The 26,469-nt window shown below is 39.2% G+C and carries 21 protein-coding genes and 2 pseudogenes; 12 read left to right on the top strand and 11 right to left on the bottom strand.

Annotated elements, in window-relative coordinates; genetic code table 11:
• Window positions 1–172: 172 nt before the first annotated feature.
• Window positions 173–1,057, top strand: coding sequence for an AraC family transcriptional regulator (locus QL998_RS05520; RefSeq protein WP_024594102.1), 885 nt, complete (start codon window positions 173–175; stop codon window positions 1,055–1,057).
• Window positions 1,058–1,079: 22 nt separating this feature from the next.
• Here the strand turns inward: QL998_RS05520 and QL998_RS05525 are convergent, their stop codons facing one another.
• Window positions 1,080–1,898 (bottom strand): hypothetical protein, encoded by an 819-nt coding sequence (locus tag QL998_RS05525; RefSeq protein WP_010554616.1) that lies wholly within the window; start codon window positions 1,896–1,898, stop codon window positions 1,080–1,082.
• Between the two features lie 193 nt (window positions 1,899–2,091).
• The gene (locus QL998_RS05530) at window positions 2,092–2,511 is read right to left on the bottom strand and encodes a VOC family protein (protein ID WP_010554617.1); all 420 of its coding nucleotides are present in this window, start codon (window positions 2,509–2,511) and stop codon (window positions 2,092–2,094) included.
• Between the two features lie 273 nt (window positions 2,512–2,784).
• Between QL998_RS05530 and QL998_RS05535 the strand changes: the two genes are divergently transcribed.
• From QL998_RS05535 to QL998_RS05550, 4 genes are all read left to right on the top strand, one after another.
• Window positions 2,785–3,090: a hypothetical protein gene (locus QL998_RS05535; protein WP_024605802.1), complete on the top strand. Its 306-nt coding sequence runs from the start codon at window positions 2,785–2,787 to the stop codon at window positions 3,088–3,090.
• Entirely contained in the window at window positions 3,087–3,476 is a 390-nt protein-coding gene (locus QL998_RS05540; protein WP_024605803.1) for a hypothetical protein, read from the top strand. The genes QL998_RS05535 and QL998_RS05540 overlap by 4 nt, the downstream gene beginning before the upstream one ends.
• A 170-nt stretch (window positions 3,477–3,646) precedes the next feature.
• Window positions 3,647–4,129 (top strand): DUF3015 domain-containing protein, encoded by a 483-nt coding sequence (locus QL998_RS05545; RefSeq protein ID WP_002962856.1) that lies wholly within the window; start codon window positions 3,647–3,649, stop codon window positions 4,127–4,129.
• Window positions 4,130–4,208: 79 nt separating this feature from the next.
• Window positions 4,209–6,047: a DUF4105 domain-containing protein gene (locus tag QL998_RS05550; protein ID WP_165743286.1), complete on the top strand. Its 1,839-nt coding sequence runs from the start codon at window positions 4,209–4,211 to the stop codon at window positions 6,045–6,047.
• An 11-nt stretch (window positions 6,048–6,058) separates the two neighbouring features.
• On the opposite strand, the gene QL998_RS05555 is transcribed toward QL998_RS05550, so the two are convergent.
• The gene (locus tag QL998_RS05555; RefSeq protein WP_165743287.1) at window positions 6,059–6,880 is read right to left on the bottom strand and encodes a sterol desaturase family protein; all 822 of its coding nucleotides are present in this window, start codon (window positions 6,878–6,880) and stop codon (window positions 6,059–6,061) included.
• The gene (locus tag QL998_RS05560) at window positions 6,877–7,323 is read right to left on the bottom strand and encodes an SRPBCC family protein (protein ID WP_101216759.1); all 447 of its coding nucleotides are present in this window, start codon (window positions 7,321–7,323) and stop codon (window positions 6,877–6,879) included. Before QL998_RS05560 ends, QL998_RS05555 begins: the two co-directional genes overlap by 4 nt.
• A 97-nt stretch (window positions 7,324–7,420) precedes the next feature.
• On the opposite strand from QL998_RS05560, the gene QL998_RS05565 reads away from it, so the two are divergent.
• The 3 genes and pseudogenes from QL998_RS05565 to QL998_RS05575 all read left to right on the top strand — a co-directional run bounded on the left by QL998_RS05565 (window position 7,421) and on the right by QL998_RS05575 (window position 10,753).
• Window positions 7,421–8,425: an AraC family transcriptional regulator gene (locus tag QL998_RS05565; RefSeq protein ID WP_165743288.1), complete on the top strand. Its 1,005-nt coding sequence runs from the start codon at window positions 7,421–7,423 to the stop codon at window positions 8,423–8,425.
• A 100-nt stretch (window positions 8,426–8,525) separates the two neighbouring features.
• Window positions 8,526–9,299 (top strand): annotated as a pseudogene (locus tag QL998_RS05570) (transporter substrate-binding domain-containing protein).
• A gap of 356 nt (window positions 9,300–9,655) precedes the next feature.
• Window positions 9,656–10,753 (top strand): polysaccharide lyase family 7 protein, encoded by a 1,098-nt coding sequence (locus QL998_RS05575; RefSeq protein WP_024605809.1) that lies wholly within the window; start codon window positions 9,656–9,658, stop codon window positions 10,751–10,753.
• Here the strand turns inward: QL998_RS05575 and QL998_RS05580 are convergent, their stop codons facing one another.
• Window positions 10,754–11,155 carry an NUDIX hydrolase gene (locus QL998_RS05580; RefSeq protein ID WP_290192294.1) on the bottom strand — a complete coding sequence of 134 codons (402 nt, stop codon included), beginning with the start codon at window positions 11,153–11,155 and terminating at the stop codon, window positions 10,754–10,756.
• Between the two features lie 186 nt (window positions 11,156–11,341).
• Between QL998_RS05580 and QL998_RS05585 the strand changes: the two genes are divergently transcribed.
• Both QL998_RS05585 and QL998_RS05595 read left to right on the top strand, forming a co-directional pair.
• Window positions 11,342–13,225: a propionyl-CoA synthetase gene (locus QL998_RS05585; RefSeq protein ID WP_197098656.1), complete on the top strand. Its 1,884-nt coding sequence runs from the start codon at window positions 11,342–11,344 to the stop codon at window positions 13,223–13,225.
• A gap of 186 nt (window positions 13,226–13,411) precedes the next feature.
• Window positions 13,412–14,269: pseudogene (locus QL998_RS05595) on the top strand (MBL fold metallo-hydrolase).
• A 248-nt stretch (window positions 14,270–14,517) separates the two neighbouring features.
• Here QL998_RS05595 and QL998_RS05600 read toward each other — a convergent pair.
• The 6 genes from QL998_RS05600 to QL998_RS05625 all read right to left on the bottom strand — a co-directional run bounded on the left by QL998_RS05600 (window position 14,518) and on the right by QL998_RS05625 (window position 22,679).
• A complete protein-coding gene (locus tag QL998_RS05600) occupies window positions 14,518–14,862 on the bottom strand; it encodes a PDZ domain-containing protein (protein ID WP_024605812.1) in 345 nt (114 codons plus the stop codon).
• Window positions 14,863–15,015: 153 nt separating this feature from the next.
• Window positions 15,016–16,308, bottom strand: a complete 1,293-nt coding sequence (locus QL998_RS05605) for a HAMP domain-containing sensor histidine kinase (RefSeq protein ID WP_290192277.1) — start codon at window positions 16,306–16,308, stop codon at window positions 15,016–15,018.
• Entirely contained in the window at window positions 16,305–16,988 is a 684-nt protein-coding gene (locus QL998_RS05610) for a response regulator transcription factor (protein WP_290192278.1), read from the bottom strand. The genes QL998_RS05605 and QL998_RS05610 overlap by 4 nt, the downstream gene beginning before the upstream one ends.
• Window positions 16,985–20,176: an efflux RND transporter permease subunit gene (locus QL998_RS05615; protein WP_290192279.1), complete on the bottom strand. Its 3,192-nt coding sequence runs from the start codon at window positions 20,174–20,176 to the stop codon at window positions 16,985–16,987. Before QL998_RS05615 ends, QL998_RS05610 begins: the two co-directional genes overlap by 4 nt.
• Window positions 20,177–20,178: 2 nt before the next feature.
• On the bottom strand, window positions 20,179–21,321 hold the full coding sequence (locus QL998_RS05620; RefSeq protein ID WP_290192280.1) for an efflux RND transporter periplasmic adaptor subunit: 1,143 nt from the start codon (window positions 21,319–21,321) through the stop codon (window positions 20,179–20,181).
• Window positions 21,318–22,679, bottom strand: a complete 1,362-nt coding sequence (locus tag QL998_RS05625) for a TolC family protein (protein ID WP_024605817.1) — start codon at window positions 22,677–22,679, stop codon at window positions 21,318–21,320. The genes QL998_RS05620 and QL998_RS05625 overlap by 4 nt, the downstream gene beginning before the upstream one ends.
• Before the next feature lie 153 nt (window positions 22,680–22,832).
• Between QL998_RS05625 and QL998_RS05630 the strand changes: the two genes are divergently transcribed.
• Together QL998_RS05630 and QL998_RS05635 are read left to right on the top strand one after the other, a co-directional pair.
• Complete coding sequence (locus QL998_RS05630; RefSeq protein WP_241764510.1) at window positions 22,833–23,525, top strand: hypothetical protein; 693 nt, start codon at window positions 22,833–22,835, stop codon at window positions 23,523–23,525.
• A gap of 198 nt (window positions 23,526–23,723) precedes the next feature.
• On the top strand, window positions 23,724–26,468 hold the full coding sequence (locus QL998_RS05635; protein ID WP_290192281.1) for a cadherin-like domain-containing protein: 2,745 nt from the start codon (window positions 23,724–23,726) through the stop codon (window positions 26,466–26,468).
• Window position 26,469: the final 1 nt, after the last annotated feature.

Consider the following 26,469-nt stretch of genomic DNA (forward strand, 5'->3'; position numbering starts at 1 on the left):
AGGTGACGGTTAAATACTAAATATAATGCTTAGTTACTAACTAAGCTAAACTTCAATGAGTGCATATTAGTGGCAAAATAAACATAAAAAAAGCCCAATAACTCGCAAAAGCTTGCCTAAAACTGTCAGGATTGATATTTTACGCAAAATTCGTACGATAGTAGAAGTTTTAATGTCCTCAATAGCCAACATGATGCAAAAATTTGCAGAGCACAATAATTTACTTAACTTTGAAGGCAACATGGAAACCATTATTCCAGGTGTGTATTTTCATCGTGCAAGTAAAAGCTCGCCGCGCCAGCCACTTATATATAACTCAGGTATTATTATTGTTGGGCAAGGACATAAGATAATTCATTTTCCTGATCATCAAATAAAATATGGTGAAGGCGACTACCTTGTTTTAGGTGTACCAGTGCCACTTGAATGCGAAGCTTTTACCGATAACAACCAGCCTGTTATGGGTATTGTTATAGATATAAACCCGGTAATGTTACATAAATTAGTAAACCAAATTGGTACACATAAGCCATTCACCACTGGGCAAATGAGTGGCGTTCAATCGGCTAAAATAGATGGCGCAATGGAGCAAGTAACTCACCGTTTACTTAGCGTGCTTAATAACCCCATTGAGGCTGACGTTTTTGGCGAAGATATAGTAAAAGAATTGGTATATCGTGTACTTTGTGGCCCACAAGGACATACTTTAATAGGGCTTGCTATGCATGATGGGCATTATGCGCGTATCGCCCGTACGCTCTCAACTATGCACAGTAGTTATGCCAATCAAATTACAGTTGAGGGGTTGGCTGAAGATGTAAACATGAGCGTATCGTCGTTCCATCGTGCTTTTAGGCAAGTAACGTTTGAGTCACCTTTGCAGTATTTAAAAAAAGTACGCTTAGCTAAGGCTAAAGAGCTTATAACCAGTAGTGGAAGCAAAGCCAACGAAGCTGCATTAAAGGTTGGCTATACCAGCCCATCGCAATTTAGCCGCGAATTTAAACGCCACTTTAATAAAACCCCCAGTGAAATGTTAATTCAACTACATAACTAGGTAATGGCTTTAGATATGTAAGTTAACCGAGCGAGTCAATTTTAAGCACTGCTTTTTTGGTGTTTAGCATAGCTTGCTTGGTAAATTGGCGATTAATAAATTGGCTAAAAATAATAGTAAATAACGTTGAGAAAATGGCAGCTGTTGCGTACACCTGCCAAATCATAAAGTTATGTTTTAACATAAACGCAATCACCGCAAAAAATACACATCCACCTAATGAACCAATAATACCGCCATTAAGAATTTTAAACGTTGAGGCTTGTTTGTCACTAAAATGGGCAACACTGCCCATTACCGCCAAAATAACCGGAAAGGTAGATATTAACCCGCTCCACGCAGACCCTATATGCTGCGATATAAACGTAACAAGCACGATAAAGCTCGTCACTAATATCATTTTTACCGGAAGCTCCCAGCGAGCATTTAATGGTTTTGCATCAACTGATATATTTAGCTTTGTAGAGATAATAGTTAAACCGAGTAAAATACAAAGCGAAACCACACTCGCCACAATAATATTCACTGGTAAAAATAAAGTAATAACGCTAAATACGCACCAAATACTCAACGCTGTAAAAAGCGATTTAAGCATTCCAAACCTTCGTGATACAACCAAGTAACTAAAACAAAATAAGCCTATACCGCTCATACCATAAAGAGAGGCCACCGCTGAGTTAGCTGCAAATAATTTACCTTGCTCTAATGCTATAAAATAAGAAATAGGCCCAGAGGTAATAGGCAAGCCAGGAATTATACCGCTAACAAAACTACCAAAGCGTTTTTGGGCGAATGTTATTAGTAAAATAAGTAAAGGTGCAATTATGAGTTTAAGCAGCATAAATAACAATAAAGTATGAGAGTTGAAATTAAGTCTACGTGTCTATACCTACATTGTAGAGTGAATAAAAATCATGTATGTAGCGTAATTTTTTTTACCTGTAAATATTAACTAATTTATCAAAACACTGATTAATAGTTATAAAAAAACCACTTATTAAAGTGGTTTTTTAGCTTAACTTAAACAACAGCATTTATACTTTTTTAAATAAAACCTCTGGATTTACCATGGTTTTCATTTCAAGCACATTGCCATTTGGATCTTCAATAAAAAACGTTTCTTGCTCAAACTCATCACCAATAAAACGGCGATATGGTTTATCTAGGTATTCAATTCCCGCATCTTCAATACGTGTTTTTAACCCGTTAAATTCATCTTCAGATAAGTGAATCCCAAAGTGAGGTACTGCCACAGCTCCCATGTCTACATCATGGCGAACTGTTGGTAGGCGCTCAACACTTTGGTGCAAGGTAAGTTCATTACCCCAAAAATCTATATCTACCCAGCGACCTTCTTCACTGTTACCCGTTTTACAGCCTAGTACGTCACAATAAAACGCTTTAGCCACTTTTAAATCGCCAGCCGGAATAGCCAGATGCAAACAGTTAGACATAAATAACCCTTGGTTAACACTTTAATACATTAAATTATCGCCATTATACATAACTTGTGATTTATAGAACATTAACAGCGGCACTATTAAGCATATTTAATACCTAAAAGCCGTTTAAAAAACACGCTTTTAACGTTTGTAATTACTTATAACATTTATTTGTTAGAGAGTATTAGAAAGCGCAAAAGGATTAGTTTAAACTGCGCCGCTATGATTAAATTCTTATTTTTAAAATTCATCACTTTCTTTTTAGGCTTTGTAGCTTGCTTTGCTATGCACACTACTTTTGCATTACCTTTAGTGATTTCTGCTGCGCTAACGGGACTTATTGGCTCGTTTATTCCTTTTCCTGCACATTATAAAAACCATCCGTATGCTGCAATTTATGCTGGTAGCTTTGCAGGTATGTGTTCAACTCATTTAATTACCAGTTACTGGGAAATTGCTATTATTTCGCTTATTGGCTCAAGTTTGTATGTGCTTACTATGAATATGTTTACAGGTTTTGGTGGCAAGCTTGGTAGTGTTGCCTTTGCAAGTGTGGCACTTTTTGTATTAGCCAGAGGAATAGTATTATGAGTATTGAATATCCATTACTTGTACTGCTTGGGGCTTTTTTAACATTTTATTTAGCTAAGCATAGTCGCTTTGACGGGGTTAGAGCGTCGTCTTCACTTTCTATTATTGCTTATTTAATTTTTAGCGCTTTAAATTTGAACCCCGATTTATACGCGATTGTATTTTTTGGCGGTACATTTATAGGTATGAGCGCCCCACATCGATTTGGTATTTATACTGTAGCAAGCTCATCTATTTTGTTTTCAATCTTATTTGAGCATCTTGTACCAAAACTTGACGGCTACGGCGGTGCATTGGGTATTAGTGCATTTTTATCTGTATGTATTTGCCATACCTGTATTTTGTTAGGTGCCCCAAGAAGTAAAAAGCCGCCACCAGTTCAATAAAAAATTATTGAACTGGTCTAGTTTCTCCCAGCATTCGCTTTAAAATAGTAGAAAAATTAGAGTGTAAAATATTCATGTTTTAAGCTGTTCTTTTTCTTTGCAAGTCTGTTAGAATCTTTCGCGAACTTTATTTACCCTAAATAAAGACAATCATATATGGATTTATGAAAATGAAAAAACTAATCGCAGTAGCAGCTCTATCTTTACTTCCTTTCTCAAACGCAATGGCTGACCAAGATATTGGTTGTGGTCTTGGTTCTATGTTATTTGCAGGTCAGCAAGGTAAAGGCGTTAAAATTTTAGGCGCTACAACAAACGGTACTTCTGGTAACCAAACTTTTGGTATCACTTTTGGTACTTTAGGTTGTGATGGTACTGGTACAGTAACTTCTTCAGAAAAAATTGCTTTATTCATTGACGGTAACATGGAGCAACTTGCTCGTGATATGTCAAAAGGTGAAGGCGAAACTTTAGCTACTCTAGCTGAAGCTTGGGGTGTTGCAGATCAAGATAAAGCAGCATTCAACGCGCTTGCTCAAGCACAGTTTTCTTCAGTATTTACTTCTGAAAACGTAACTTCGCAAACAGTTTTAGAAAACCTAAACACTGTTCTTGCAAGTAACGCACAACTTGCTTCTTATACTCTTTCTTAATCAGCTAAATTAGCCGGTTTTATACGTATAAATAAAGCCGCTGGAGTATTTCTCTAGCGGCTTTTATTGTTTAGTGATTATGAAAAAAATATTCTTTGTTTTATCAATTGCGCTGTTTAGTACTTACGTAAACGCTCAAAGTTTTAAAAATGACACCTTAGCAACCGACCCTTACTGGCTCAAATTAGGTCATTACCGTGGGGCCACATTAGGTGGTTGGAAAAGTGAAGTAGATAGGGCTGAGTTTTTTTTATCTCCTATAGGTAAAACAAGTCCACTGGACGAACTTGAAGCCACTATAGCCGCATTTAGTGGTAAAAATACTGACCCAAAAACAACACAATCTCGCTGTCGGTTTCCAGCACGCTATAAATGGCTAAAAACAAAAATTAAAAATAACTGGCCCGCGCTTAATTGCCCAGAGCTTCAAACGTGGCAAAAAATAATAAACCCAAAAGGGGTTACGTTAGTTTTTCCTACTGCATTTATGAATAGCCCATCATCAATGTTTGGTCACACCTTACTTCGTATTGATGCAAAAGATCAGACTCGCCATAAAGAGTTGCTCGCATTTGCGGTTAATTTTGCAGCAGAACCAGACGGCTCAGACAATGCAGCTATGTACGCACTAAAAGGCCTGATTGGCAGCTATCCTGGTAAATTTTCGCTTATGCCGTACTATAAAAAAGTACGCGAATATAATGATTTAGAATCTCGTGATATTTGGGAATACAAACTTAATTTATCTGAGCCACAAGTAGAGCTTATTTTATTGCACTTATGGGAGCTACAATCAGCTACATTTGATTACTTTTTTATTGATGAAAACTGCTCTTATCAATTACTTGCATTATTACAACTCGCACAAGAGGACCTTGATTTAACATCGTCATTTAATATGCAAGCTATTCCATCAGATACCGTTGCAGTACTAAGAAATAACAACTTACTACAATCACCTAATTACCGCCCTGCTTTTGGCACTAAGCTTTACCATTACTCTACTCAAATGACTAACGAACAACTTGATGATGCAAGAGAGTTAATACAAGGTGGCTCCCTCAATACTCGTAATTACTCACAGTCGCAATTAGTCGCAATATTAGAAATGGCGTATGAATGGTTAAATTTTGAATTTTACGATAAAGCATTAAAGCGTGAAGAAATTGCCCCGCGACTAACTAAGCTACTACTAATGCGCAGCAAATATAAAGTAGCTTCGCCATTTACTAAGCCAAGTCGTCCTATTGCTTCTCCAGAGCAAGGTCATGGCTCTTCTAAAGTAACGCTAGGTAGGGTACAAAATAATAACCAAGCAAACCTTACAAATTTTGGTTATAGGCTTGCGTATCATGACTTACTAGATAGGCCTGAAGGTTTTATAGCGGGTGCACAAATTAGTTTTTTTGATTTGGAAGCCGCTATTACTGACGAAGGAAATGCAGATATTGAACATTTTTACTTATTAGATGCTATGTCGCTTGCACCCGATAACCGCGTATTTGATAGCTGGTCGTGGAACTTTAAAATGGGCTTTGACCGACAACCAAGTGACAATAAACGTTTAGGCCGCTTTTTTACAAAAGGAGGTTATGGTAAATCTTATGGCGATCCTAATAATCTACACGGCTATATTCTTGGTCAATTTGAGCTAAATACAGGCGATATAACCGACCGACTTAGTACTGGAATAGGCAGCGAAGCCGGTGTAATTTGGCAAATAAACAATAACCATAAACTCGCTTTAACTGGCAATATATTATGGCTAACTGATAACGCAGCAAGTAAGCACAGCGAAATAGCTATAACATGGAATTACGCTGTTTCTCGCAATGTATCGCTGCGCAGCAAAGTACAGCATGCTCAATGGCATAGCCATAATTCATCAATGAGTTTAGCTATGCAGTTTTACTTTTAACTTTTTCAATATTATTTATATTTAATGCTACTTGTAGGGTAGCCAAATAGCACTCTACATTTAGCTTTTATTCCCGATGCCTTATAAACACTTTTCAATAAGTGCTCCCACTGATGAAACGTAATAACGACTGGGTTATTGCTATTAAGCTGCCCTATAATGCCGTATTTACAAGGCTTTGATTTATCTTCTTCTACAAAGGTGCCAAATAACTTATCCCAAATAATAAGTACACCTGCAAAGTTTTTATCAAGGTAGCCTGTATTTATTGCGTGATGAACTCGGTGATGCGAAGGCGTATTAAATACTTTTTCAAGCCAGCCTAACTTACCCACTATTTGAGTATGTACAAAAAATTGATACGCCAAATTTAATGCAACCACGCTAAATACTGTTAGCGGTTCAAATCCGATTAAAATCATAGGTAGCCAAAACACCCACATACCGGCTACGGGGTACATTAAGCTTTGCCTAAATGCGGTGGTGAAATTCATTTTAGTTGAGCTGTGGTGCACCACATGTGCAGCCCACAACCAATGAATATGATGCGATGCTTTATGAAACCAATAATACAAAAAATCTTGCAGTAAAAATGCAAATGCAATACTTAATACACTCACTTCAATATCAAACAATCTATAGTCATACAACCAATTAAATAAAGGCATTAACAGCAGTAACGCAATAGCATCTGCGCCTTGGTGTAATAGCGCTAACACTGTATTTGCTAGGCTATCTTTTATGTCGTAATAGCGCTTAAACTTAATAAACTCACAGCAAACAAATATCAAAAATAACGGGCTAAGAGCGAGCAAAATAATTTCTGAGTTCATACTTTACCCGCCAAAAAATAATTATTTAAATTGTTTAACGCTTGGGTTATATCTTTTGTAATAACATATTTAAGTAATGCATTTGGCATCCACCATGGAGCTGAGCAGCTTATGCAATAGTTAAGTTCGGTAACTAAAGTATTGATGTCTTTATTTGCAGTGAGGTATATATCGCCTCGATGATTAGCTACTGGTTTATCGCCTACTATTTGGTAACTGATCTGATTTTGATCGGCACTGATTATTTGCTCTGAAAACGTTATTTTACCTATTTTCACTTGCCTAACAGATCCTTTTCCGCCTTCTATTTGCCCTTCGTCTTGTGCTTGTAGCAGCGTAAATTTGGCATTAAAAAATCGATGCAACTGTTGATGATCCAATAGTGTGCTTATTATTTGCTTTGGCTGTGCATTAAGCGTTTGTTTAATTGTTATAAGTATCATTTTTACAGCAAGAGGTTATTAGGCATTCAACTAGCATATAAAAATTTAACGTGGCAAACTTGCTAATACACGACTATTTTTTAGCTTTAGATGACAAATGCACACATTAGCTGATCATTACTTTTCAAGTATTCTTGATTACTTACAAGCGCAAGGCATTAATACTAAAACGGCTTTGCACGCTATTAGCTTTGACGAATTTAGTAATCAGCATACCCATCAATTAGCGCCGCGTATTAGTTTAAATAGTTACAATGCTTTATTAGTTTATGGCAAGAAAACACTTAACGACCCTCTTTTTGGTTTTACCCTAGGTCAACAAATTCGCACTGCTGACTACGGCGTTTTAGGTTACTTAATTGAATCAAGCGATAACTTAAGCAGTGCCATTAAAGCATTGTTAAGCTACGACAGCTTGGTGGCTGATATTGGTAAGGCCAAGTTTGAACTAAATATTGATACAGCAATTATTCGTTGGATTGCTCATCAAAGTTGTAATGAGCATGTTGTTTTACGAAACATGACCGCGTGGGTAAGTGTAATTCGCCAGTTAATAAACTTAACGCTTTCGCCAAGTAGTATTAGTTTCACTTATAATTGGTTGCCATTGCAAAGACGCGCCCTTGAATCATGGTTTAAATGCCCTGTAAAAAGCAGTGCTGAATATAATCAAATTAGCTTTCCGAGCCATTATTTAACGCTGCCCTTTAAAACCGATAACGCCATTATTAATTCTACTTTTAAGCAATTGTCAGAGCAGCAACTCTCTAACTTTAAAAGCCAGCAGCGTATTGACGATAAAGTTAATCAGTTACTTACAGCTAAAACCACCTTGCAAAACTGCAACCTAATAGGCATAGCTGATGCGCTCAATTTAACACCTCGAACGCTACAACGACGCTTAAAACAACAAAACTTAACCTTTGCTCAGTTACTTGAAAAAGAACGTAAAAAACGTGCAGATGCATTAATAGCCAGCATGCCACTTGCTGATTTATCTAATATTTTAGGATTTAAAGATCAAAGCTCTTTTAATCGCGCATTTTTACGCTGGCATAAGTGCTCGCCATTAAAATTTACAAAAAGCGCTAAATCAAAGTAAGGTGCTAATGCTGTTTATTTACATTAAATAAACATAAAATGTATACCTTTTAAGCTGCACTCTTTACACTAGTGATAATATTATTTAAAAAGATTTGTTTATGTTAGTGCGTGTTGTATTTAGTGCCTGTGTATTTATGTTTTATAGCGCCATATGTAACGCAGACCCCGTCACATTTATAGCTGAAGACCTTCCTCCTTATCACTTTAAAAATCAGCAAGGTGAAGTAAGCGGCGCTTTAGTCGACATTGCCAAAGCAGTTGTGAAGCAAACAAACTTAACCGCTAATTTTGAAATAATGCCTATGGCCCGCGTTTTTAAGGAGCATAAAACAAATACCAACGCCATAATGTTGTCTTTGTTAAAAACCCCAGAGCGGATTAATAAATATACGTGGTTAGGGGAAGTGTATTTTGCAGATGCTTATTTAATTAGCTTAAAAAGCCATATAGATGAAGTTGTTCACTTAAATTTTGCTAAAGAGTATAAAGTAGCAACCATTCGTGGCTACCTGAGCGAAGCCTACTTAAAGCAAAAAGGCTTTACCGAAAATAACAACTTAATACTGGTCAGTTACTATAATCAACTTTGGCAAATGCTTTATAAAAACCGAATCGACTTTGTAGTAACTAATACACTTACACTTAATAACGAGCTAAAAAGCCTAGGACTCGATCCTAGCCTAATAACAAAACGAATTCATTTAAGCGATCTTCCCTCCTCACTTAATTTTGCAGCAAGTAATCAACTTAATCCTAAAACAGCTAAAGCACTCTCTGACGCATTAAGTAGTATTAAATAAAATGGTGAATACCATGCCATTTTAAACAAGTGGCAACTTTTATTACCAAACACGACTAACTTGCAGCACTAACCATAGTTAAAGCCCGACATTAGTTATTGGCAGTGGTTATTTAGTTATTTGCTAAACGCGGCAAAGCAAACTACAAAATTAAAAATCTCCTCCCCCCCAAAATAGACTACACCTTAGCGCCAAAATCTACGTTAAACATCACTAAATGAATAGCCAAGCACATATAAAATACATACCGCAAACACTTCCATAAAAGCCGTTAAAAAACACCTAAACCAAATTGGTATAACAAAAAATCATTTAAAAAATATTTAATTTTACTAATTGGTAAGTTTTAATTTTTAAATTGGTATGCTAGATTGAGATTAAGCGATGCCTGTACCGCACAATTTTTACTTCATCACACAGAGACAATAATGATAAAAAATACATCCACATTTAAACTTACGGCTTTAGCCGTTATCACCCCTTTACTTTTTACCGCTTGTTCAAGTACCCAAAGCACTAATCAGCAAAGCGATGCGCCGGTACCTGCAACAAAGTTTGATTTATCTCACTGGAAAATAAATGTACCAGTGGATTTAAACAACGACGGTAAAATTGATGAAATAGATGTAGAAGAAATTCAGACTTACGCACACCCTGATTTTTTCTACCTTGATGAAAAAGGCTACATGGTATTTACCTCCCCTAATAAAGCGCTTACAAGTGCTAACTCTACTAATACCCGTAGTGAACTTAGACAAATGATCCGTGGATCAAATACTAAAATTAAAACTAAACACTCTAAAAACAACTTTGCTTTAGCTGTTCACCCGCTATCTGACAGATTTGGTTCTGTTGGTGGAAAAATGGAAGCAACATTAAAAGTAGATCACGTTGCGCTACGTGCTACCGACCCTGATAAAAAAGCAGCTTACTCGGTTGTTATAGGGCAAATTCACGCAGGTAAAGATCAGGCACTTATTGATACCAAGCTTGGTTATGGCTGGGGCAATGAGCCACTTAAAATATATTACAAAAAATGGCCAGGACATAAAACAGGCTCAGTTTTTTGGAACTACGAACGTAACTTAGCTAAAACGAATCCTGATCGTACAGACATTACTTACCCAGTTTGGGGTAATACATGGGAAAACCCTAACGAGCCAGGCGGTGCAGGTATTGCACTAGGTGAAGAATTTAGCTACACGGTAAATGTGTATAAAAATGTTATGCACCTTACATTTAGCGCACAAGGCAAAGAAGACGTTAATTACTCTATTAACTTAGGTAATAACGTAGATGCTTATGGCAAAGTGGACGAAAAAGACCATCCACATGGCTACGCTGCAGATTGGCATTACTTTAAAGCCGGCGCTTATAACCAATGTAGTACTAAAAGCGCGAAAGGTATTTGGTACCCAGGTTGTTTAGGTACTGGCGATTGGTCTACAGATAAACAAAATGGCGATTACGCTCAAGTAAGCTTTAGTAAACTAGCGTTAAGCCCAGCGACACCGCCAACAAAATAACTAGGCTAGTACAGTCTCAGATAAGTAATTTTTTAGTGATGTAAACAGTGGCGTTGGTAGATTATTAATATCGTACCAGCGCCACTTTAAACATTTATTAGGCTCTTTAAGCTCAGGCTCTCCGCCTTCAAAATCAGCTTTTACATACAGCGTAATATAGTGTTTGTTCTCTGCTGTAAAAATATCATTGGTAAAATCAAGCTTAGTAATTTTACTTACCTTTAAACCTGTTTCTTCAAACACTTCTCGTATTGCACATTGCTCAACACTTTCACCAAACTCTAAATGTCCACCAGGTGTTGCCCATGTATTAGCACCATGCGCGCCAATGCGCTCACCTAGTAAAATTGTGTTTTGGTGCTTTATGATAACCGCCACACCAACTCTTACTACGTTACTCATATCGTATTTTCTCTTATTTTTACTGCCCGCCATGCTGAACCACACGCTTTGTGTTGTCAATTTGGTATTTTTAAAACCAGTGTGTTGATTAACTTTTAGCCGACCAAGGTCGAATAGCTTGCTTACTAAAAAAAGCCTACATTTTGTAAGGTCTCTCACACACAAATTTAGCTTTAGGAGCCTTACATGTCAGGCGAATATAAACAGCAATATAATGCCTTTAAACAAAACCCAGCCGAGTTTTGGCTCGAACAAAGTAAAAATATTCCATGGTATAAAACCCCCACAAAAGTATACACACAAGACGACGACGGGCTTTACCATTGGTTTAGTGACGGGCAATTAAACACCAGTGTTTTAGCGCTAGACCAGCACGTTATTGCCGGATTTGGCGAGCAAACTGCACTGATTTACGACTCTCCAGTCACTAATACAAAGCAAACTTATAGCTACTCACAACTACAACAAGAAGTTGCTAAATTTGCAGGCGTAATACAATCGTTAGGTGTTATAAAAGGCGACCGCGTTGTTATTTATATGCCAATGATCCCACAAGCTGTTATTGGTATGTTGGCGTGCGCGCGCCTTGGTGCTATTCATTCGGTGGTATTTGGTGGATTTGCTGCACACGAACTGGCTGTACGCATTGATGATGCCAAGCCCAAGCTTATACTTAGCGCCTCATGCGGTGTTGAAGTAAACAGCGTTATTGAATACAAACCACTCATTGATAACGCAATAGACTTAGCTGCGCATAAAGTAGAACACTGCGTTATTTATCAGCGTCCACAAGTAACCGCCACTCTTAAGCCTAAACGAGACATAGATTGGACTCAGGCAATGCAAACGGCTGCAAGCGCAGATCCGGTGCCGGTAAATGGAGATGACCCGCTTTATATTTTATATACCTCAGGCACGACAGGCACACCCAAAGGCGTAGTACGCGAAAATGGCGGTCACGCAGTGGCAATGCAATACAGCATGGCAACCGTTTATGGTATGAAGCCCGGCGACGTATTTTGGGCAGCGTCTGACATTGGCTGGGTAGTTGGGCACTCTTATATAGTTTACGCACCGCTAATGTATCGCTGCGCGACCGTATTATATGAAGGTAAACCCGTTAAAACGCCCGATGCTAGTGCATTTTGGCGCGTGGTAGAAGAATATAAAGTAAATGCATTATTTAGTGCCCCCACCGCATTTAGAGCAATTAAAAAAGAAGACCCAAATGCCGATGGTTTTAATCAATACGATACCTCAAGCTTAAAACGTTTATTTTTAGCTGGCGAGCGGTTAGATCCTCCCACTTACGAGTGGCTTAAAGAAAAAACCAAACTGCCAGTGCTCGATCATTGGTGGCAAACAGAAACCGGCTGGGCTATTGCTTGTAACCCTGTAGGGCTTGAGTACTTAGCAACAAAACCTGGCAGCTCTACCGTGCCAACTCCAGGTTTTGACGTGCGAATATTAGATATGGATGGCAATGAATGCAAAGCTAACGAGCAAGGCGCCGTGGTAATTAAACTGCCACTTCCACCGGGTTGCCTACCAACAATTTGGCAAGATACTCCGCGCTTTAAAGCAAGCTACCTAAATGAATACGAGGGGTATTATTTATCTGGCGATGGCGGTTATATTGATGAAGACGGCTACCTATTTATTATGGGCAGAACCGACGACGTTATAAATGTAGCAGGGCATAGGCTTTCTACCGGCGAAATGGAAGAGATAGTAGCCGCGCACCCTGCTGTTGCTGAATGCGCTGTTTTTGGTGTAAACGATCCCCTAAAAGGGCAACTCTCTATGGGAATGATCGTGCTTAAAAATGATTTTATGGGCTCAAGTATCGACGTGGAAGAAGCACTTGTTTTAAGTGTTCGTAATCAAATTGGCGCTATTGCGTGCCTTAAAAATATAGTTAGCGTAGATAGGCTGCCCAAAACACGCTCGGGTAAAATACTGCGTAAAAATTTACGTCAACTAGTTGATGGCGAAGAACTACAAATACCTTCAACCATAGATGATGCCAGTATCTTTGAAGAAATAAACCAACAACTAACACAAAGATAAACCCAACCAACCTATCTAAAGCCATTTTTATAATGGCTTTTTATTTCATCCTTATATTTGATCCTTTGACTTAAGTTTAGGTTTAGTTTTAGTTTTAATTTAACCAATAACTGAAATTTTTTACGGCTTAATGCTTTCTTCTTTTAATAGCGTTATTAATTTAATCAATTTTAAAAGGAATGGTGTATGCCCCGCTTGCTACAAAAACTATTAACTACAGCCCTATTATTTATAGGCTTTGCCACACAAGCCTATGAAATAGAAGACTTAGGGGACGGCTTACACCGCTTTATAGACGACAGACACCGCTCAGTATTTTTAATCACTTCTTAAGGTGCAATTGTTACCGACCCGCTTAATAAAAAAGCCGCCACCAGGTTAAACGAGCAAATTAAAACTCGCTTTAACGTACCGGTAAAATATGTAATTTATAGCCATAATCACAGCGATCATATTTACGGCGCCGAGGTATTTAAAAGCCCGCACACCACGTTTGTAGCGCATAAACTCGCTGCGCAAGATATTAAAAACACACAAATGAAAACAGTAACGCCCAGCCTTACTTTTGATGATGAGCTACTACTTACCCTTGGTGATTCCTCAGTAAAACTTAACTACCATGGTCCAAACGATGGTCGTGGTTCGGTTAGTATATTATTCGAAAAGCAAAAAACGTTATTTGTAGTTGATTGGATTGTTATTGGCAGAATGCCGTGGCAAAAGCTGTGGAGTTACGATATTCAAGGCATGATTAACTCAACCCAAGCGCAACTCAAATATAACTTTGATACCTTTGTAGGCGGACATGCCGATATTGGCAGCAAGGCTGATGTAGCGCGCTATTTAAGTTATTTAGAGCTTTTATACAGCCAAGTAACAGCAGGCGTTTTAGCCGGTAATACGCTTGATGAAATTAAACAAAATGTAAAATTAGACCAATTTAGTGACTTTAAACAGTTTGATGCATGGTTACCGCTTAACATAGAAGGCGTGTACGAGCGTTTAATGGAAGAGTCTGGTATGGGTTGGCGCAGCGATTTATAAGCTTTAGTCTAATAATTATTGGTATTGCCGTATTTAACGCAATACCAATGTATTCATTAATTAGTTAAATAAAGTTATTACTGATCAAACCTTTTTAATCTACCTCAATTACTTTAAGCAGTAACCTACATACAAACCGAGTAAGTAATACTCCAATTGCATCTAGTTCATTTACACAAACCCACGCTTTGGGAATAAACATACTTTATAGGCTGGATATATTTAGGTATTTTAAAAACGTCTTAGGTTTACCAAGCATTCATAGGGATTTTTAAAGGTACTTGGCTACCATCTTCATTCTCTAAAAGTAATTGTAAAATCTCTCCAGACTCCTTGCGCATTAATTCTTTTGCTTCACTGGCAGGGCAGCCTGGAATTTTACAGCCTTCTATAGAAATGATTTCCTGTCCTGCAACAATCCCTGCTTTTTCAGCGGGTGAATTAGGCTCTACTTTTTCAATAATAAATGATGTTACCGTCGGGCTAAAAAAACCATCAGCGCCAACGTTCCCCACAACTCCAAGTTTAACCTTCTCTGCAGCCAAGGCATTGAAAGAAGTAATTGAGATTAAAATAATTATGAATTTGAACATATGAATTAACACTCCATGTAAGTCTATCGTTAATATTCTTTACTATTCATAGTTTTAACAAATTACTTAACACATTACTATCACTAAGTTTTTATATTCTCAGCGTTAAATTAAATATTTTTGAATGTAACAACCTAAGTATAAAAAAGTCTATTAACTAAAATCGACCACCACTTCATAACGCCCAGGCATGTCGTTTACTTCGTATACCCAACCGTGTCGTTTTATTATTTTTTCGCTTAACTCTAATCCTAAACCGTAGCCAATATTAGCGGGCTTGCTTGTGTTATTAGTCGCGTGTGGTGTATCAGTTTTTGCGCTGCTATTTACTATAATCACACGGCTGCCCTGCTGAGTAATTTTCACTTGCCCTTGTTGCGTATGCTGATACGCATTACGTATTAAGTTAGTAAGCACAATGTGGCATGCGGTGGCTTCGGTATTAATAGTTGTACTTTGGTTATCGGTATTTATAAGTACATCAACTTGTTTTGAATTGAGTAAATAATCAAGTTCGTTACTCAAGGTAGTTATTATTTCGGCTAGGTTTACAGGCTCTGTTGCACTTTGCTGGTCGTCATTTCGGCTAAGCCACAATAACGTCTCGGTTAAATCGCTCATGGTTAGACCGGCGCGCTCTATTCGCTGCAATGTAAGGTGTTGTTTATCGCTTAAAGGCGCTTTTTCGCTTAAACGGTTAAGTAACTCAACGTTGCTGCGAATAACCGAAATTGGCGTACGTAACTCGTGGCTCGCATAACTTAAAAAGCGCTGTTCTCGTTCAAGGCTGTCGTGAGCAGAAAGCAAGCTACTGCGAATTAGCGTTGCCAAGGTATTTAGTTCGTTATAGGTAAAATCGGGTGGCGTGTTTTGTAAGTTCTTTTGATTTAACGACTTAGCCCAACCACGTAGCGATTCAACTGGCTTGGCTATTTTTTTCATTACCATAAACAAAAAGAAGGTAAATAAAGCAATTGCTGTAACCCCCGTTAATGCTATCCATACCAACTTTTTTATAGGTTTATCGGGGGAGGCTTGTTTTTTAAGGCGCTCTTTTTCAAGCATAATGCGTGATACGTAGCGGGGCTCCCCTGCAGGGTTTTGGAAATACGCTACAAAATACAGGTCTTCGGGCATTGAAAAAAACGATGATTTTACTTTACTTTTTTGCAGCACGCCTATATCAGTAGGCTTTGTAAAGCGTTGCTGTATTTCGTTTGGCATGTCTTCCCAGCGACTCGCTATTTTAAAGCCAATCATTTCTGTAGGTTGCCCGTTTTTAACCTCAGTAGATTGCGAAAGCGCATGCATTACGCCATTTAACCCTCGGTCTAAGCCATCAATAAAATAATTAACACTTAAAAACGAAAAACCAATTGCCATTAATGAACTTAAAAGCACCATGGTGGCAAAAAAATACAACCTCAGGCTGGGTCTAATTTTCATGCTTGTGTCCCATTTTTTAATTTTAGCGCAAACCCTACACTGGGTATTGTTTCTAGTATGGCTTGGCAATGCGCCTGCTCTAGCTGTTTACGCAAATGATGAATATGCACTTTTAAGCTATTGCTGCCTGGCTGATCGTCTCCCCAAATTGCTTGCATAATTACCTGTCGGGTTACCGGTTTTTGCTGCTCTCGTACAAGCACTTCTAATAACTTAAAAGTGATGGGTGATAACTTTAAACTGTGCTCTTCCACTGTTGCTGTATGCGCGGTTAAATTAAGTGTTAAATTAGCAAATGTAAGTCGCTTAACCTCTCCACTTTTACGCTTTGCTAATACTTGAACCCGCGCTACTAGCTCTTTCATCGCAAATGGTTTTACTAAATAGTCGTCACTACCGGCTGCAAACCCCTCAAGCTTATTGTCGAGGCTATCGCGCGCTGTCAGCATTAATACTGGTATATCAATGCCTTGCTCACGCAATGATTTACACATGGTTAAACCGTCGATTTTGGGCATGTTTACATCTAATATAATCATTTGATATTGATTACGTTCTATTAAATTTAAACCCATTACGCCATTGCTTGCATGGTCACACTCTATTGACTCAATTTCGAGATAATCAACAATGGTGGTTGCCAAATCTATGTCGTCTTCAACCAGTAGTACGTTTATCATTTAGAGGCTACTTCCTGCGTTTTATTTTTAGCACCTAGCGATATTAGCACAGCATCAATACCGCGTTTAGCATCGGTTTGAATCATCAATAATGCAGGTATAAGTATTAAGGTAATAACCGTGGCAAACAAAATACCGTAGCCAAGTGATGCCGCAGCAGGAATTAAAAACTGTGCCTGCATTGAGGTTTCGCTAAGTAGCGGCACTAAGCCTGCGTACGTCGTAATTGAGGTAAGTAATACCGCACGTAATCGGCTCGTACACGACTCAACTATGGCATCGTGCGTGCTCATGCTCTCTTCTTTTACTAGTTCGTTAAAGCGTGAAACAAGTAATAAGCTGTCGTTTACAACTACCCCACTGAGCGCCAAAATACCATTTAACGACAATATACTAATGGTTAAGTCGTTCCACCAATGTCCTAAAATAGCGCCCACAATGCCAAACGGAATTGCTACCATAATCAACATAGGTTGAATGTACGATTTAAGCGGAATAGCCAGCAACACGTAAATAACTAATAAAGCCGCTACAAACATAGTGCTCATTGAGCTGGTGGTTTCGCTTTGTTGCTCTGCCTCTCCTGCAAAATACACACTTAAGTTAGGAAATTGCTGTGTTAACTCTGGAATTAAGTCGCGCTTTAAGTTAGCAACTAACTCGTTTGGAGCAATCACGTTTTTATCTACTTGGGCGCTTAAATAAATTGCACGAAGTCCATCAATGCGGGTTATTTCATCTTGCTGATATTCACTGCTTACTGTGGCTACGTTAACTAAAGGGACAACGGTGCCATCAGGCAGGCGAATACGCGACTGCATTATATCGGCAGGTGTTTTACGAGCATCTTCTGGGTAGCGTACACGTACTTTAACTTCGTCTTTATTACGTTGGTAGCGCTGTACAACTGCACCACCAAAGGCTTGCAGTACTTGCTTTGATAAACTGGCTGTATCCATGCCAAGCGCGCGCCCTTGTGCATTTAGGGTAAATTTAAGCTGTGGCTGACCTGGGTTTAAGTTGTCGTCTATTCCGTTAACGCCTGCGGTATTTTGTAAGCGCTCCTTAAATAGTGCACCCGCCGCCATTACGGTTTCGTCGTCCCACGCTTTAAGTTCAACTTTAAAGTTATCGACCATTTTACGCATGGCTAATATTTGTAATTTTTTACTGCCCTCAAGGCTACCTGCTACGCGCTGCCATTCTTGAGCAAATTCGCTTGCTGTAAAAGCGCCTTCGTTTAATAGCTCAACGCTTACTTCACCGCTGGTGTCGCTGCTACTAATGACTTGTAGGCTGGTTATTTCGCTTTTGTCAGAGCTCAACTTAGTCATTAAGTTTTGCTCAGCTTGTAATGCACTTTGCTCAAGCGTTAGTAAATTTGTATTTGTTTGCCCATAAGCGGCGTCGTTTTGCATAACCAAATCGGCTGTTACGGTATCGCCTGCAATACTTGGGAAAAAACCAACTTTAACTGTGCCTGTCATCGGCATGCCAATAACTAATATAAAAAAGGCGATAAACGCAGCCACTACGGCGTATCTAAAGCGCAGTGAAAATTCAATAACCTTGCAGTAAATGTTTTTACTAAACCAGTTTAAGCCGCTATCGGCGCCATGTTGTATTTTTGACCACAGACCTCCTAAGCCTTTTTTAACTTGGCGTTTAGTACTTATGTGGGCTAAATGCGAGGGTAAAATAAGTTTTGATTCAACAACTGAAAGCAGTAAACAAATAGTCACTACAGTGGCAAATTGAGAGTAAATTTTACCTAAGTTACCTGACACATTCGAAAGCGCCACAAACGCAGCCACCGTGGTTAACACCCCAAATATTGTTGGCACAGCAACCTTCATGGTGCCTAAAACTGTATTATTTAATGTATCGCCATGCTTTTTACGTGTGGTGTAAATACTCTCGCCTACAACAACGGCATCGTCTACCACTATGCCCAGCGCCATAATAAAGCCAAAGGTGGTCATTTCGTTTATGGTCAGTGCGGTGTAGCCATCGGTCATAAAATAAAGCGTGCCAAAAAATACAAACGGCAAGCCACCAGCCACCCACAGTGCTACACGTACATTTAAAAATATGGCAAGTATTACAAACACCATAATAATACCGGTCACCGCATTTTTAGTAAGTAGCGATAAACGCTCGGTGATCATGGTGCTTTTGTCGTGCCAGCTTTCAAGCTCTACATTTTGGGGTAATAAACCGCTTTCGTGCCATTTATCTATTACGCTATTAGCTTGTTCAACAATGGTAGTTATATCGCTGTTATCGCCCATTAAAATTTCAACGCCTACGGCATTTTGTTGGTTATAACGGCTTAATGAGTTGCTATCTTCGGCAAATGAGTCGGTAACGGTTGCTACATCGCCTAACTTAATTTGTGTGCCTGATGCGGTTCTTAACAATACAATATTGGCAAAGTCGCGCTGCCAGTAAGCTTGGTCGGCGGCTTTTAAGCGTATAATTTTACTGCTATCGCGCAAACTAGTCGAAAGCGGGCTTGATGACTCATTGTTAATGACCTCACTTACATCACTAATAGTTAAGCCATACGCTTGTAATTTACCTTCGTCGATTTCTATGGACATCATCGGGTCGAGCACACCCGATTGCTCTACGTCGCTAATGCCTGATTGCGCTAATAAATCGGCTTTAAGTTTTTCACCCAGGTTTTGTAATGTATGGCGATCTGCATCCCCAAAAAGTTGCAGCGTTAATGCATGATCTTGCCTACGGGCTTTATCAATAACAGGTTGCTCAGCATCTGCCGGAAAGTTATTAATAGCGTCAACTTGGTTTTTAACGTCAACAAGTAACTCATCGAGTGAGTAATCAGTACTTTTTTCAATGCTTACATGGCTGCCGCTAGCATCGGATGTAGAGGTAATACGTTTAATACCCGATACGGTTTCGAGCGCTTCTTCTATTTTTAACGCTATTCCTTCTTCGGCTTGCAATGCATCGCCACTGTCGTAAACCACCGATACCGAAATAGTATCTGGCTCTAAACTCGGAAAAGCCTCTTTACGTAAAGTCGTAAGCGACATAATACCCATTACAATCACACTAACTAACAATAAGTTAGCGGCAACAGAGTTATTTGCAAACCAATTAATAATACCGTGCAGCGGGTTATTATTACTGGGTATTTGAGGTGGTTGATGAGGGCTCATTATTATATCTCCTCAACTATTGGATTTACTTTCATGTCGTTTAAGTAACTAACAAGTGGGCGCGCCACCACTTTTAGATTTTTAGCACCATCTACTGGCGTAATATATACGTAATTCCCACGCTCAAATACTTTATTAGCGTGTGTGCTTACTAAGCTATTTTGATCATTTACGTACCAAATTAAGCCATCTTGAGATACCGCCGAAGCAGGCAGTTTTATTACGTTAGTTAACTGCTTACCGGCAATTTCTACCGCTAAAAATGTGCCTGGTAACAATGGTGTTGCTTGCTCAAAAGGTTTATCTAGCGCAACCACTACACTGCGCTGGCGAGAGCTTTCGTCTAGGTGTTGTTCAAAACGCTCAATGTAGCCGTTCCATTTAGTATTAGTGGTTACATCAGTTAAAATAACCTCGCCTGATTTATTATTTGCTAGGTTTTGCCACTGACTTAATGAAAGCGGTACCGTTATTTCTACTTTGTCAGTGCTGTTTAGCGTGGCAAGCGTATCGCCAATACTCACATAAGTACCTAAATCTATATCGCGCGATAAAATAACAGCGTCAAATGGTGCACTTAACTGGGTGTTATTTACATCACGCTGTGCGGTTTTAAGTGCATATTGTGCTTTATCGAGCGTAGCTTGCGCGGCTTCTAACTGCAGCGTTCTAAATACAAGCGGCGAGCTTGGCGCTTGCGTAACGCCTGAGCGATCCCATTCACGTTTTGCTTGATTACCTAAATCTTGTTCTTCTTGCAGTGCTAGTTTTGCATCAGCCAATGTTGCTTTTGCGCTAGCTAGAGCTTGTAAGTATTCGGTGTCATCAATTTGTGCAAACACCTGCCCTTTAGTTATTAAGTTACCGGTCGAAAATTGCTCGCTCATACTGGTTACTTCGCCTTTAACTTGTGCTTTTAAGCTAAATGACCAATGCGCTTTAGCTTCACCGTGGCCGCTAACATAAGCCTGATAAGTGCTCGGAGCTGCATTAATTACCGATACATTTGGGGCAATAGCTTTAATAGCGGCTGGTTGTGGACTATTTGCTTTTTCAACCATTTTTTGACCGTTATACATAATAGCAAGCCCTATACAAACAATAGCAACAAGCGTTACAACAACCGGTGTTGGCGAAATTTTCATGACGATACTCCAAGGCCCAAAGCGAGGCCTAAATCTATGCGGTTAGTTAAAAGGGTGTAGTTTATTTGGCTAAGCTGGGCTTGCAGGTCGTATACTTTTTGTTGCACTGTTAGCAAATCTAAAATATCAACCAAACCTTGTTGATACTTACTTTGATAGTTACTAAAGCTGCGTTTAGCGCTAGCAAGTGCATTGCTAATTTGCAGTTGCTGCTCGGTTAATGATTGCTCCTGCCCGAGTGCATTTTCAACTTCGTTTACAGCACTTAGCAGCGTATCTTGGTACTGCCAAAACGCTTGCTCGGCATTTAATTTTGCAATATCAACTTGCGCACGCAGTGCTCCACCTTCAAATAAAGGGGCACTTAAACTGCCTAATAAACTCCACACTGGGCTGGTTAATAATGATTGGCTTGGCGTGCTTGCAAAATCACTCAGTGATGCCGAAAGCGAAATACTCGGTAGTAGCTCTTTGTACGATACATCAACCAAGTAATGCTTTGCCTGAATGTTGTAATAGGCACTTTGTAAGTCAGGTCGGCGCGCTAAATCTTGCTCTGGTAATGTACTTAATGGCTCAATAACGCTTGGTAGTGTTAATGTATTTGGCAGGTTTTGAAGTTTATCAGTGCCTACAATTAGCATTAAAGCACGCTTTGCTTTTGCTATTTGTTCTTGGTAATCGGCAATGGTTGCGCGAGTAGATGCCGTGCTAGTACGGGCGGTATCAAGCGCTTCTAAATCACCTAATCCATATTGGTAGCGCTCTACAATACTTTGCTCATTATTTTGTAAAACAACTAAACGTTGTTGCTCTATATCGAGCAAATTTTGCTGCAAAATAATGTTTAAATACGTGCGTATCACGCTGGCTACTAAGGTGTCTTTAGCGCCTTGATAAGTAGCTTGATTACTGGCAATAGTCATATCTTGCGCGGCTACATTGTCAGCAATTTTTTGCCATATATCAGCTTCCCAACTTATACCTACTGATGAGCTATATTGCGTGCCTTCGGTTTCACTGCGCTGCGCGTCAAATCCCGCATCTACACTAAACCACTGACTTGCAGCGGTTACATCACGCTGCGCATAAGCTAGTTTTAATGCAACATGCACTTGATTAAACGATGGATTATTAGTAACAGCTTGCTCAATAAGCGAATCAAGCCCTTCTATATTCACCAAATCGGTAATGTAATTTACGTGCTGTGCGTTACTTTGCGTGTACTGCCAGTTTGTATGTTGCTTTAGCGGCTGCTCAGTACTATTACCTTGATAGCTTGGCTGACTACTACATGCAGCAAGTGTACAACTAAGTGCAAGTAAAAAACCAGTTGAGTGCTTTTTAAAATAAACCATTTAACTATGCCTAATTCGTACTATTACACATAGCTTATTAGGTCGAGGGTTAAGAAGGGGTTAAAAGGAGTTAACTTACTTTAGACAAATTAGTATTTGCCTCGCTTAGCCAAATTACGTAGCCTTTGGCAAAAATACTCATTCAAAACCCACATGCAAAAATTAATTTTTACTCTTTTTTTAATATTCCCAGCTTTATTACAGGCTAAAGTCACTTTAAGCGATAAAACGCTTATTTATAGTGGTCAAATCAACAAACAAAATAACAATACAGCAGCTGAGCTGTTAAAAAACAATCCCACAATTAATACCTTTACTATTACCAGCGGCGGCGGAAACATAGCTTTAGGAATGGATTTAGCCGAGCTAATTTTGGCGCATAAATTAACCGTAAATATAAAGCAGTTTTGTTTTTCATCGTGTGCTAATTATGTGTTGCTTGCTGGGCACCCTACTACAATAGAACCTAATGCAATTATCGGTTGGCATGGAGATGCAGCCTCAGCAAAATGGTTAGACAGTGATATTGATGCCATGGTAAAGCATTTAGAAGAGCCGCAAAAAAGCCAAAAGTGGGAAGAATTACGTGCTCATTACGATGAGGTAATTAATAAAGCAAGCCTGCGCGAAAAAGCCCTATACAAAAAATTAAACGTAAATCATGATTTACTCACTGTAGGGTTAAAACCCAATTTACGCAGCGCAGCTATAAAGCAACGTGCCCGTGGCTGGACGTATTCACCTAAAGTGCTTAACTATTTTGGAATTAGCAATATTAGCTATAATAATTGGCAACCTCGCTCAGCTAAAAACTTCCCCCTTCTTATTATTAACGATCTTAAATAATTAATTGGTTCCCCTCCATTTAGTAACACTCTCTTATTTGCAATATAAACCCTGTTAAGCGCAGGGTTTTGCTTTTTAGGGACATTTTGAACCTCAATTGAATACTCACTATTTATAATACAAATACAGATTAAACTTTTAAATCTAATTGATATCAGTTATCATTCGCAACATCATTAACTTTTTATATTAACAATAATGAACAAGCTAATTAAGTTTACCCCAATATTATGCGCCCTTGCTTTAGCTGGCTGTGGTGGTGGCTCTGGCAACACAGCCCCGCAGTTTGCACAACCTAATTTAAGCTTTACTGTAAACGAAGACACTCCATTTACTGCTCAAGTAACAGCCACCGACGACGATACCCTTAGCTACACACTTGCTAATGCACCAAGTAACGGCACTATAGCAGTAGAAGCAAATGGTCAATTTACGTATACGCCTTTTAGTAATTATTATGGCGAAGATACCGCGACCATTAGCGCAAGCGATGGCAACTTAACAGCAAATGTTGTGGTACGTTTTAGCGTAGAAAATGTTAATGATGCACCACAGTTACTAACCACTAACGTGTTTGTTACCTCTTCAACCACCACACAAGGGATTATTACTACGCAAGATTTAGATGGTGACACCGTAACTATTAGCTTAATTACACCACCTAGTAATGGCGTAATGAGCATAAATAGCACCACGGGTGAATTTACCTATGAGGCACAAACTCTAAGCAGCATTGATGAGCAATTTGAAATTAGTTACACAGATGGCCTAATTAGCGAGCCATTAACTGCAATTATTTCGTTAAGCCCTTCTTATGTAACTAACGAAGACAAACTTAATTATTACTACAGTTCTAGACTATCTCATCTAAAACAAGCTGATGAACTAAGCGCAAATATTGCTGACGAACTGTCTCGTTACGATATATACGCAACCCAAGCTGCGGCCTATGCGCGTGCAGGATTTTTAGATACTGCTAACGACTATTTAGCACTTATAAACGAGCAAACGGCGCGTTCTTCGGCACTAAAAGATGTGGCGCAAGCACTTGATGAAATAGGCCAAACAGAGCAAGCAAACGATTACCGCGTCCAAGCGGTAGCGGCCTACAACCAATACTTAGCTGATAAAGGTTTCGATAACATTGCCTCATCAGACGCATCAGCACTTTACTCTTTAGTAAAAAGCTACCTAGACGCCGATCAAGTCTCGCAAGCAAGTAATTTGTTGAATACAATTTCGTTATACGCTGAGCAAGTACGCGAAGACGAATACACATCAAGCTATGGCTACTTTTTAAATAGCGTACGCTTATCAATAGATGATGCCCTACAAAGCTATGTACAAAGCCTAGATGAAAGCGATTTAACTCAAGCCAAATTACTTGCCAATAACTACGCGCAACTTGCGGTAAAAACGGGTTACAGACTTGTACGTAGCGGCGAATACGAAGGCCAACCATACGAGCAATACAAAACGTTGCACGGGGCTTGGGCTGCGCAATACCTTTATAGAGCTGGCGAATTTGAAGCAGCAAAAGATTACACTAACCAAGTCCTTGCTATGTATGGCTCTACCGGTTTTGATAGTAACTACACCTACTCAGCGTCGCCATACAGCGCCGCTACATTAGATAACTACACTTACCCTATTCAATTTTTAGCGGGCTTAATTGAAGGCTTATACCAAAGCGACGAAAACCCAGCAATAACGCTGTCAGACAGCGAAACCGATATAAACAACGCTCAAGAGCAAGTATATGGCTTTAATATAGCTAACCGCCTACTTGCCGGTGAAGATATAACAAGTGCCGCAGCACAAGCTCGCAGCTTTTTTACTGAAAATGGCGATTATAACGAATTCTTTAGAGCACTTACCGAACTTGATAACGTCCCAGGCACAGGCCTAATTTTAAGTGAGGCCGGCAGAAACGACTTAGCACAGCAAGTATTTACCTATGCGGGCGACTTTTTAGCCTCTGATGAATACATTAGCAAAGAGTCATCAACCACGTTTTTAACGGGTTTTAAAGGCTGTAAGTCATTAGTAAGCTTAACAGCGCGAGTTGGTGGTGATACAGCAAGTGCGGCTAATAAATGTTTAACCATACTTAATACGCTTAATGATGGCGACATACGCACGCTAAGTAATAGCTCATCAATTACGGCGCATAATCAAGTAATAGTATCGCTAATTGAAGGCGGCTTAGCGGAGCAAGTAGCCGGTGTACACAATCAACTACTTAGTTATATTGCACTAGATGAAGATACCGAAGACAGATTTGAAGCCCGCCTAGAAACCTTAGGTTACTTAGTTAATGCAAACCAAACATCGCTTGCAAGCACCACTTTAAATGATGCAATTACAGAAATAACACCTGCGTTAAATGAGTTAACAAGCGATCAGCTAGAAACTATTTTAGCCGCTGTTAAAGCCGAAGTAATTGGTTTAGAAGAAGCTCAAACAGGTGAATTTTTACGTTATTCTATGCTTTCAAGTATGGGTTCAAACGCAGCGAACATTAGCGACTTTTCAGCAAATTATAGTAATGCAAAAACACAAGCTAGCACGCTTTTAAATACGCTTGAGCCTCTTATTTTGGGCTTTGCCGATACAATTATTGCCGACAACATGGCAGACTTAGTTAACAGCTTTACGTTAATTAACGATATTACTAAATCACAAAGCCTAATAACTAATGGCGTTAATGGCGAGGCTGATCAGCTTGAGCTTTACATAGGCATGACCAACTTAGTTGCCTCACGCGATGACTTTAGAGGCATAGCTATTGCGAGCGTAGACACCGACCACGACGGCTTACCTAACTTCTTTTTACCTAATAGCAGCGATGAAGACATAGCCTTAGCAGGATTAATTGCCGACCAAGATGCCGATAACGATGGCGTCATTGATAGCGAAGACACTACCCCACTAGGTATTTAAA

The sequence above is a fragment of the Pseudoalteromonas sp. APC 3691 genome, from assembly GCF_030408135.1.
Lineage (GTDB): Bacteria > Pseudomonadota > Gammaproteobacteria > Enterobacterales > Alteromonadaceae > Pseudoalteromonas.